This is a genomic window from Thermus tengchongensis, from assembly GCF_021462405.1.
GTDB lineage: Bacteria > Deinococcota > Deinococci > Deinococcales > Thermaceae > Thermus > Thermus tengchongensis.
The window spans coordinates 24696-33719 of sequence record NZ_JAKEDU010000014.1; the positions used below are offsets into that span (position 1 = coordinate 24696).

The 9024-nt window shown below is 67.5% G+C and carries 7 protein-coding genes and 1 pseudogene; 3 read left to right on the forward strand and 5 right to left on the reverse strand.

Features of this window, described 5'->3' with window-relative positions:
- Nucleotides 1–19 precede the first annotated feature (19 nt).
- Entirely contained in the window at nt 20–631 is a 612-nt protein-coding gene (locus L1087_RS12015; protein WP_234559144.1) for a GNAT family N-acetyltransferase, read from the forward strand.
- Entirely contained in the window at nt 609–1796 is a 1188-nt protein-coding gene (locus L1087_RS12020) for an SLC13 family permease (RefSeq protein WP_234559146.1), read from the forward strand. Before L1087_RS12015 ends, L1087_RS12020 begins: the two co-directional genes overlap by 23 nt.
- On the opposite strand, the gene L1087_RS12025 is transcribed toward L1087_RS12020, so the two are convergent.
- The 5 genes from L1087_RS12025 to L1087_RS12045 are packed head-to-tail and all read right to left on the reverse strand — an operon-like array spanning nt 1788 to nt 8341.
- Nucleotides 1788–3092 carry an amidase gene (locus L1087_RS12025; RefSeq protein ID WP_234559148.1) on the reverse strand — a complete coding sequence of 435 codons (1305 nt, stop codon included), beginning with the start codon at nt 3090–3092 and terminating at the stop codon, nt 1788–1790. The genes L1087_RS12020 and L1087_RS12025 overlap by 9 nt on opposite strands.
- Entirely contained in the window at nt 3073–4302 is a 1230-nt protein-coding gene (thiI, locus tag L1087_RS12030; RefSeq protein ID WP_234559150.1) for a tRNA uracil 4-sulfurtransferase ThiI, read from the reverse strand. Before thiI ends, L1087_RS12025 begins: the two co-directional genes overlap by 20 nt.
- 2 nt (nt 4303–4304) lie before the next feature.
- Complete coding sequence (locus L1087_RS12035; RefSeq protein WP_234559152.1) at nt 4305–4733, reverse strand: NUDIX hydrolase; 429 nt, start codon at nt 4731–4733, stop codon at nt 4305–4307.
- A 36-nt stretch (nt 4734–4769) separates the two neighbouring features.
- Entirely contained in the window at nt 4770–6782 is a 2013-nt protein-coding gene (locus L1087_RS12040; RefSeq protein WP_234559153.1) for a molybdopterin-containing oxidoreductase family protein, read from the reverse strand.
- A gap of 5 nt (nt 6783–6787) precedes the next feature.
- On the reverse strand, nt 6788–8341 hold the full coding sequence (locus tag L1087_RS12045; RefSeq protein WP_234559154.1) for a carboxylesterase/lipase family protein: 1554 nt from the start codon (nt 8339–8341) through the stop codon (nt 6788–6790).
- A 165-nt stretch (nt 8342–8506) separates the two neighbouring features.
- Between L1087_RS12045 and L1087_RS12050 the strand changes: the two are divergent.
- Nucleotides 8507–9024, forward strand: a pseudogene (locus L1087_RS12050) (IS200/IS605 family accessory protein TnpB-related protein); the annotation flags it as partial.

The following is a 9024-nucleotide window of genomic DNA, read 5'->3' on the forward strand; positions in this document are numbered from 1 at the left end:
CCCTAAGCATAATGGGCCCATGTGGACCTTCCCCGAGCGCTTTGCCGGGCGGTACGTGGTCCTCGAGCCCCTCTCCCTGGTCCACCTGCCGGGCTTCCTGGCGGGGTTTGACCCCGAGGTCTTCCGCTTCCTAAGCCGCGCCCCCAAGGAGGCGGACGAAAGGGCCTTGCGGGAGCACCTGGAGGCCCTTCTTTCTGAGCCCGGGCGGGTGAACTGGGCCCTCCGCCCCACGCCCGCCCTCCAGACACCCGCCCCCGGCCTTTCCCTGGCCGGACGCATCTCTGTCATCGCCCCCGACCCGGAAAACCGCAAGCTGGAGATCGGCACCATGCTCTTTCGGCCCTTCTGGGGCACCCCGGTCAACAAGGAGGCCAAGTACCTCCTCCTGCGCCACGCCTTTGAGGTCCTGCAGGCCGAAAGGGTGCAGTTCAAGGTGGACCGGAGGAACGAGCGGAGCCAGCGGGCTTTGGAGTCCCTGGGGGCGGTGCGGGAGGGGGTGTTGCGCAAAAACCGCCGGCTTCCCGACGGCACCTTCCGCGACGACGTGTTCTACAGCATCCTGAGGGAGGAGTGGCCTAAGGTGAAGGCCCAGTTGGAGGCGCGCCTTTATGGAGGTTTGGGAAGCGGTTAGCGGCCTCGTGCTCCTCCTCACCTACCTGGGCCTGGCCCTGGGGGGGCTTCCCGGCTACCGCATGAACCGGGCGGGGGTGGCCCTGGTGGGGGCGAGCTTTTTGGTCCTCCTCGGCACCCTGGACCTGGAGGAGGCCTGGCGGGCCCTGGACGCCAAGACCCTCACCTTTCTCTTCGGGGTCATGGTCCTGAACGCCCACCTGGGCTATGCGGGCTTCTTCGGCCTGGCGGCGGAGCGGTTGCTGGCCCTGGCGAGGACCCCCCTGGCCCTCCTCCTCTCCCTCACCCTGGGCGGCGGCCTCCTCTCGGCCCTCTTCCTCAACGACACCATGGCCCTCCTCCTTACCCCCCTCGTGCTTTCCGTGGTGCGGGGCCTGGGGCTGAACCCCGTGCCTTACCTCCTGGCCCTCATGGGAGCGGTGAACACGGGAAGCCTCATGACCCCCACGGGCAACCCCCAGAACATCGTGGTGGCCAGCCTCTCGGGCCTCTCCTACCTGGGCTTCGTGAAGGCCCTCTGGCCCGTGGCCCTCCTGGGCCTCTTCCTGCAGGTGGCCTTGCTGACCCTGCTTTACCCCGAGGTGCGCTCCCTGAAGCCTTTGCCTCCCTTGCCCCCCTTGCGCTACCGCCTCCACCGCCCCCTCCTGCGGAAGGGGTTCCTTGTGGCCCTCGGGCTTTTCCTGGCCTTCCTCCTGGGCTACCCCATGGCCCAAGGGGCCTTGGTGGCGGCGGGGCTTCTCCTCTTCACCCGCCGCCTCCGCTCGGAGCGCTACTTCCTGCGGGTGGACTGGGAGCTTTTGGTGATGTTTGGGGGGCTTTTCATCGTCACCGAGGGGGTGAGGCGGCTGGGCCTGGTGGAGGCCTTCCTCCCCCTGGCGCAAAGCCCCTTGGGGCTCCTCCTCGCCGCCACCCTCCTTTCCCTCCTCATCTCCAACGTGCCCGCGGTCTTGCTCCTGGCCCCCTTGGTGCAGGAGCCCAAGGACTGGCTCCTTCTGGCCGGGGGCAGCACCCTGGCGGGGAACCTCACCCTTTTGGCCAGCGTGGCCAACCTCATCGTGGCCGAAGGGGCGGGCAGGGAGGGGGTGCGGGTGGGCTTCCTGGAGCACCTCCGCTTCGGCCTGCCCTTGACCCTGCTGAGCCTGGCCTTGCTTTACGCCCTACTTTAGCCGGGCCTCGAGCCACCCTCCGATGGCCAGGACCCGCCCGTCCTCGGCGTAGGGCCCCACCACCTGGAGCCCCACGGGCATCCCCTCCACCCGGGCGAAGGGCAGGGTGAGGGTGGGCACCCCCAGAAGGCTAAAGGGCAGGGTGAGGGTGATGAAGGCCTCCCGGTGGCTCTTCTTCCCCGATTCCAGCTCCACCTCCTCCGTGCCCAAGGGGGGCGCGGGGAGGGGCTGGGCGGGGAGGAGGAGGGCATCCACGCCCCTTAGGGCCTTCACCAGCTGAAGGCGCAGGGCCTCCCGTTCCGCCACCGCATCCCGGTAGTCCTTCTCCGTGAGGGCAAGCCCCGCCAAGAGGGCCTCCCGCACCTGAGGCGAGAAACCTTCGGGGTGCTCCCTTAGGGCCTTTTCGTGGATGCGGGCCGCCTCGTAGCGCACCAGGCGGGTGTAGACCTCATAGACCCCGGGTAGGGGTAAGGATACCTCCCTTACCTCGGCCCTCAAGGAGGGGAGCTCCTCTAGAAGCCTCTGGAAAGCCCTGCGCACCTCCACCCCCAAACGGCCCTCCAGGAAGTCCAGGGGCACGCCGAAGGTGGGGTTCTGGGGGCCCTCCAAGGGGATGCTTTCCCCGGCCAGGATCTCCGTGAGGAAGTGGGCATCCCGCACCGTCTTGGCGATGGGCCCCGCATGGTCGGTGGAGCGGGAAAGGGGCAGGGCCCCCTCCAGGCTCACCCGGCCGAAGGAGGGCTTGAAGCCCACCACCCCGTTGAAGGCGGCAGGGATGCGGATGGACCCCCCGGTGTCCGTGCCCAAGGAGGCGAGGCCGATCCCCAAGGCCACAGCCACGGCGCTTCCGCCGCTAGAGCCCCCCGCCTGACGGGTGGGGTCGATGGCGTTTTTCACCGGGCCCGTCCAGGGGTTTTCCCCGGTGATGCCCAGGGCCACCTCGTGCATGTTGGTTTTGGCGAAGATGAGGGCTCCGGCTTCCCTCAGGCGCCTTACCGCCTGGGCCTCCTCGGGAAGGGGAGGGAGGGGGGCTTGGGTGCCCGCGCGGGTGGGCATGCCCTTCACGGGAAAGAGGTCCTTCACCGTGAGGGGCAGGCCGTGGAGGGGTCCCCGCACCGCTCCCCGCCTAAGCTCCTCCGTAAGCCTTTGGGCTTCCCGCCTTGCCCCCTCCTCGTCCAGGTAAGCCAAAGCGTTGCGGTCTTGGAAGACCCGGGCTCGTTCCAGGGCTTCTTCCAATAGGTTCAGGGGGGTGGTCTCGCCGCGCTCCAGGAGGGCCTTAGCTTTGAGCAGGTCCATGCTCTATTATAAAAGCCTCTTCTCCCCGCCCCTGTAGGGCCTTTCGCCCCGGCCAGGTGTAGCGCACCACCTCCCGGTCCTTAAGGGCCAGGGCGATGAGCTCGTCGGTGGAGAGGCGGCTTTCCACCTCCAGCACCACGGGGAGCTGGGCTTGGGTCACGGGGTGCTTGGGGGCGAAAAGGGTGCAGCATTCCTCGTCGGGAAGGATGGAAAGGGGGTAGGTGCCGATGCGCAAGGCCTCGGCTTTGATCTCCTCCTTGTGGAAGCCGATGAGGGGGCGGAAGACGGGGAGGGTGGCGGCCTGGTTAACCACATGAAGATTTTCCAGGGTCTGCGAGGCCACCTGGCCCAGGCTGTCCCCGGTGACCAAGGCCAGGGCCCCCTCCTCCTTGGCAATGGCCTCGGCGATGCGGAGCATGTAGCGGCGGTAGAGGACCACCCGGTAGGCCTTGGGGGCCTCGAGGATGATCTCCCGCTGCACCTCACTGAAGGGAACCAGGTGGAGGGTGATGCGGTGCTGGAAGCGCACCAGGCGCTCGGCGATGGCCTTGGCCTTCTCCCGGCTCTGCCCGGAGAGGAGGGGGAAGGGGTGGAAGTGCACCAGGGCCACTTCCGCCCCCCGGCGCATGAGGCGGTAGGCGGCCACGGGGGAGTCAATCCCCCCGGAAAGGAGGGCCACCACCTTTCCGGAAACCCCGGGGGGAAGCCCTCCCCGTCCCGGGTGGCGTTCCAACTCCAAAAGGGCGGCGTTGGGCAGGATGCGCACCACCCACTCCCTTTCCGCTCCCTTGAGCTGTACCCTGGCTCCCGTCTTCTCCTTCACGAAGGCCCCAAGGAGTCGCTCGATCTCGGGAGAGGTCAGGGGGAAGGTCTTATCGGAGCGCTTGGCGGTGATGCGGAAGCTTTCGAAGCGCTCCCTCGCAAGGGTCTCCTCCAAGGCGGCCTCGAGGGCCTTTAGATCCGGGGGAGTGCGCAGGACCCGGGCGAAGCCTTCCACCCCCAGGGTGTCCTTCAGGCGTTCCTTGGCCTCGGGCCAGGCTTGCTGGGGCAGCCGGAAGAGGAGGGCCATGGGCCACTCCGTCTCCAACCGGGCCGCCGTGCCCTGAAGGGCCTCCTTTATATGGGCCTTGGCCTTCCTCAGGAAAAAGGGGCGGTTTTCCCCTTTCAGGGCCAGCTCGTGAAACAGGTTGACCAGAACCAGGGTTTCCATGGTCACGGGCAGAGACCTTTCACCGCCAGGTAAAGGCGGCTGCATAAAGAGCCTTGCCGGGCGGCTTCCCTAAGCTCCTCGGGCCGGCCAAAACGGTAGGCCCGGTAGTAGGTCTTGCCGGGCTTGGGCTCGGGAAGCTCAGGCCTGGCGAGAAGCCTGGCCTCCACCACCCAAAGCTCCAGGGTGTAGGCGGGGCGCTCCTCCACCCCGAAGGCCGCGGGCCGGAGGACCTCCACCCCGGCTCCCAGCTTCTCCCAGCCTACCCTTAGGGCCCCTTCCTCCGGGCTTTCTCCATCCCCAAGGCTCACCGCCGGAAGGCCCCAGGCCCCGCCGAACTCGGGGTCCTCCTCGGGGCGCTTCACCAACAGAAGCCCTTCCTCGCTCCAGGCGGCCAGGGCCACCGCGCGCTTAAGGGGCTTGGCCGTCTGCACCCAACCAGCCTAGCAAAACCCTGGCCCAGGTGCAAATCAGGCCAGGCGGAGGGGCTCCACCTCCACCGGGGTGGAGTGGAAGGTGCTCCCGCCTCCCAGGTCGGTGAGCCTTTCCGAGGTGAGGTGGTTCACCCCCTTGCCGTCCGGGGCCCACTTCTCCCACCAGGTGCCCTCGAGGACCACCGTCCCCGGGATGGGGGCCTCCGTCACCCTGGCCTTGCGCACCACCTGGCCCTGGGGGGAGCGGAGGTAGACCAGGCCGCCGTCCGTAACCCCCCGGGCCGCCGCGTCCAGGGGGTGGATGAGGAGGACGGGCTCCCTCCCTTCCGCCTCCACCAGTTCCCGCACGTTCCCGTAGGTGGTGTTGAGGAAGCGGTGGGCCGGAGGGGTGAGGAGGATCAAGGGGTAGTCCGGCAGGGGCTCGGTGGGGATGACCTCCGGCGGGGGGCTGAAGCGCACGGGGCCCTTGGCGAAGGGCAGGAAGGGCTTGGGGAGGTGGAGCTTCACGAAGCCTTCCCGCTTGAGCCGCTCCAGGGTGATCCCCTCTAGGTAGGGGTGGTCGGTGTCCAGGAGGCTTCTGGCCACGTCTTCCGCCTCCCAGTAGAGGGTGGGCTCCTTTAGGCCAAGCCGCTGCGCCAGTTCCCGGAAGACCCGGGTGTTGGGCTTAGCCTCCCCTTCTGGGGGGGCCAGGGGCTCGTTCCAGGAGAGGTAGTAGTGGCCGTAGCTGGTGTAGAGGTCGGGGTGCTCGTAGAAGAGGGTGGCGGGGAGGAGGTAGTCCGCGTAGCGGGCGGTTTCCGTCATCACCTGCTCCAGGACCACGGTGAAGAGGTCTTCCCGCAAGAGGCCCTCCTTCACCCTCCCCGTGTCCGGGGCCACCACCACCGGGTTGGAGTTGAAGACGAAGAGGGCCCTTATGGGGGGATCCAAGCGGGTGAGGGCGCTGGCCAGCCGGTTCATGTTCACCCGGCGCACCTGGGGGTTGGGCCGGAAGTACCCCTCGTGGGGGCGCGCTCCTTCCAGGAGGTGCCTTCCCCCCAGGAAGCGCTTATTTAGGGGAAAGGCCCCGCTGGTGGAGAGCATGGCCCCGCACCCCGGGTAGCGCCAGGCCCCCAGGAGGGCGGGAAGGAGGATCACCGCCCTTAGGGCATTGCCCCCGCCGGGGTGGCGGGTCATGCCGTAGCCCACCCTTACGAAGACCCGCTTCGCCTCTCCCAGCTCCCGGGCCAGCCGTTCTATGGCCTCCTCCGGCACCCCGGTGAGGGCGCTGGCCCTTTGGGGCGTCCACCTCGCCGCCTCTTCCTGGAAAGCCTCCACCCCTGTGGCCGCTTCCTCCAGGTAGGCCCGGTCCACCCAGCCTTCCCGGAAGAGCACGTGGGCGAGGGCGTAGGCCAAGGCGGCGTCGGTGCCGGGCCGGAGCTTGAGGTGCTCATCGGCGAAGCGGCTCGTGGGGTTCTCGTAGGGGTCCACGTGGACCACCTTGGCCCCCCGGCGCCTGGCCTCCTTGAGGAAGGGGGTGAGGTGGCTGTTGGTGGAGAGGCTGTTGATGCCCCAAAGAAGGATGTAGCGGGCGTTTTCCGGGATTTCCTCGGGATCTGGGGCCAGGCGGGGCCCGTAGGTCATCTCCCAGGCGGCGCTCCCCGCAGTGGCGCAGATGGTTTCCTCTAGCTCGCTGGCCCCGATGGCCCGGAAGAAGGCCAAGGGGTGCTGGTTCTCCACGAGGCCCATGGTGCCCGCGTAGTGGTAGGGCAGCACCGCCTCCCCCCCGTGGGCGTCCAGGATGGCCTTGAGCCTTTCCGCGATCTCCCCCAGGGCCTCCTCCCAGGAGATCCTTTCAAAACGGCCTTCCCCTTTCCGCCCCACCCGGCGCATGGGGTAGAGGAGGCGTGCCTTTGCCCTTTCCGGGTAGCGGTAGGTCTTGGCGCAGGCGAAGCCCCGGGTGACGGGGTGGTTGGGGTCCCCTTCCACCCGCACGAGCCTCCCCTCTTCCAGGGTGAGGAGGAGGCTGCAGGCGTCGGGGCAGTCCAGGGGGCAGGTGGCGCGGGCCTTCATGGCCTCTATAGTAGCCCCAAGGCCTCGAGGGCGCCGCAACGCTCCTCATAAAGGTCCGGCATGAGCCCTGGGGGCTCGTCCAAGCGGAGGAGGTAGCCCTCCTCGTAGGTGGGCCAGCGGGGCCAGCCCCGGGGCTCCCCCTCCCGGGCGAAGCTCACCCAGTAGCGGCGCATGCGCTTGCCCAGGGCCTCGGCCTTTTCCCGGGCTTCGGCGCTGAGGAAAAGCGGAAGAAAGGGCATTTCCTCGAGGTTTCCGAAAAGGGGGGCGAGCTCCAGGCCGTGGAAGGCCCCAAGTCCCTCCCAGCCTGGGACCCGGAAGGTGAAGAGGTAGGCATAGGTGGGGGCGAAAGGGGCCTGGAGCCTTGCGGCCTTTAAGGAGGGGCAGAGGAGGAGCAGATCGGTTTGGGCCTGGCCCCAGGCGGCTCGGGGCTCGGAAAAACGCTTCTGATACACCCCTTTCAAGGCCTCGCGTTGCTGTTGGGTAAGGCCTTGGGCGGCAAGCTTTTGGCCGAACTCCTCCCAACGCCTTGGTCCCAGGAGCCAGGCTAGACCCGGGAAGGCGAGTTCCTCCAGGTTGGCCCCTGCCAAGAGGGGGATACCCCGGGCCTGCCCCTTCCGGAGGGCCTCCGTGGGGCTTTCCGGAAGCAGGACCCCCAGATGGGGTTTGAAGGGGGAGCTGGGAAAACCCAGTACGGCGGCGTTGACGTCGGGAGGGGTCTCCCTTTCCTCAGGAAGGAGGCGGGAAAGGGGAAGGCGGCGGAGACAGGCCAGGTCCTCTGGGGAGCAGCCCAGGTTCTTGGCCCACCGTTCCCCGAAGGGGAAGTCCCTTTCCAAGGGACGCACCTGGTGGCACCCCCCCGACTGGAGGATGGCTTTGTGGAAAAGTCCCTGGGCCTCCGGGGTGGCCAGGAGGGTGCAGACCAGCATGCCCCCAGCGGATTCCCCGAAGAGGGTTACGTTTTGGGGGTTCCCGCCGAAATAGCGGATATAGCGTTGCACAAACCGAAGGGCCTCCACCAGGTCCAGAAGCCCATAGTTCCCCACGGCTTTGGGGTTCTCCTTTTCTAGAGCGGGCAGGGCCAGAAACCCCAGGGGCCCTAGGCGGTAGTTTACCGAGACCACCACCACGCCCTCCTGGGCCAGATGGTGCCCACCGTAGATGGGCTCGGCGGCGCTTCCCGAGGTGAAGCCACCGCCGTGCAGGTAGACCATCACGGGAAAGCCTTCCGGGGGCGGGAGTTCCAGGGGAAGGAAAAGGTTGGCCACCAGGCAGTCCTCCCTCTGCGGGGGGATGTATCCCCCCAGCCGGGCGGTGGTCCCAGGGGTTTGGGGGCAGGCTACCCGCTCCCTTCCCACCCCAGGGGGCCAGGCGGCCACGGGCCTTGGAGCTTCAAAGCGGCTCGCTTGCGCATAGGGCAGGCCGTAGAAGGCGATGGCGCCCTTTTCGATCTGGCCTTGGGCAGGTCCGAGGGGGGTGCGGACCGTGATCCCCTGGGCCAGGGCAAGGCCTGAGGTCAGGGTGAGGATAGCGGCTCGCAGGAGGCTGATGGGGCTCCTCATATCCAAACCTTTCCAGATTGTACCTGAGGATGTTCATGGGAGAGGGAGGTTGCGAACAGTTGCCCCCCAGCCCCCCTTTCCCCACCCCCCACCAAGTCCTGCTCCCAAATCCCGTCTTCCCCCACAACCTCCCTTCGTACAGGGCAAAAGGCTTAGCCCTCTAGAATGTTCCCTAGGGGTCTAGACGTGAAGGGGAAGAAACGCAAAGGCAAGGGCAAAAGGCCCCAGTCCTTCGTCGGCCTGGAAGCCCTCCTCGTTTTTCCTGACCACGGGGACTACGTGGCCACCCTGGACCTGATGCGTCGCTTCTCCGCCGCCTTCCGCTTCGCCTACAACAGGCTTCAGGAGGGGGAAAAGCGGGAGGATCTGAAAAAGGAAGACGGCCCCCTCTGCACCCTCTTCCGCCTCAACACCCGCTACGCCGACGACGCCATCCTGAAGGCCCAGGCCCTCCTCACCGCCCAAAGGGAGCTGGGGGAGAACCCCCGCAAGGTGGTCTTCGGGGGGAGGAAACTTCTTGCAGACCTGGCCCGGCTCAAAAAGGCGAACCTGCCCCTTTACGAACGCCGCAAACGGGAGTGGCGGGAAAGGCGCAAGGGCATGCTCTACGCCCGTGGGGATAAGAGCAAAAAGGGCAACCCCCACCTGCGCTTGGTGGTGCAGGACGGAAGCCTCTTCGGGGC

Bases quoted from the DNA above. Each gene is read 5' to 3' on its own strand.
- L1087_RS12015 (WP_234559144.1), top strand. From the start codon at position 20: ATGTGGACCTTCCCCGAGCGCTTTGCCGGGCGGTACGTGGTCCTCGAG.
- L1087_RS12020 (WP_234559146.1), top strand. From the start codon at position 609: ATGGAGGTTTGGGAAGCGGTTAGCGGCCTCGTGCTCCTCCTCACCTAC.
- L1087_RS12025 (WP_234559148.1), bottom strand. From the start codon at position 3,092: ATGGACCTGCTCAAAGCTAAGGCCCTCCTGGAGCGCGGCGAGACCACC.
- thiI (WP_234559150.1), bottom strand. From the start codon at position 4,302: ATGGAAACCCTGGTTCTGGTCAACCTGTTTCACGAGCTGGCCCTGAAA.
- L1087_RS12040 (WP_234559153.1), bottom strand. From the start codon at position 6,782: ATGAAGGCCCGCGCCACCTGCCCCCTGGACTGCCCCGACGCCTGCAGC.
- L1087_RS12045 (WP_234559154.1), bottom strand. From the start codon at position 8,341: ATGAGGAGCCCCATCAGCCTCCTGCGAGCCGCTATCCTCACCCTGACC.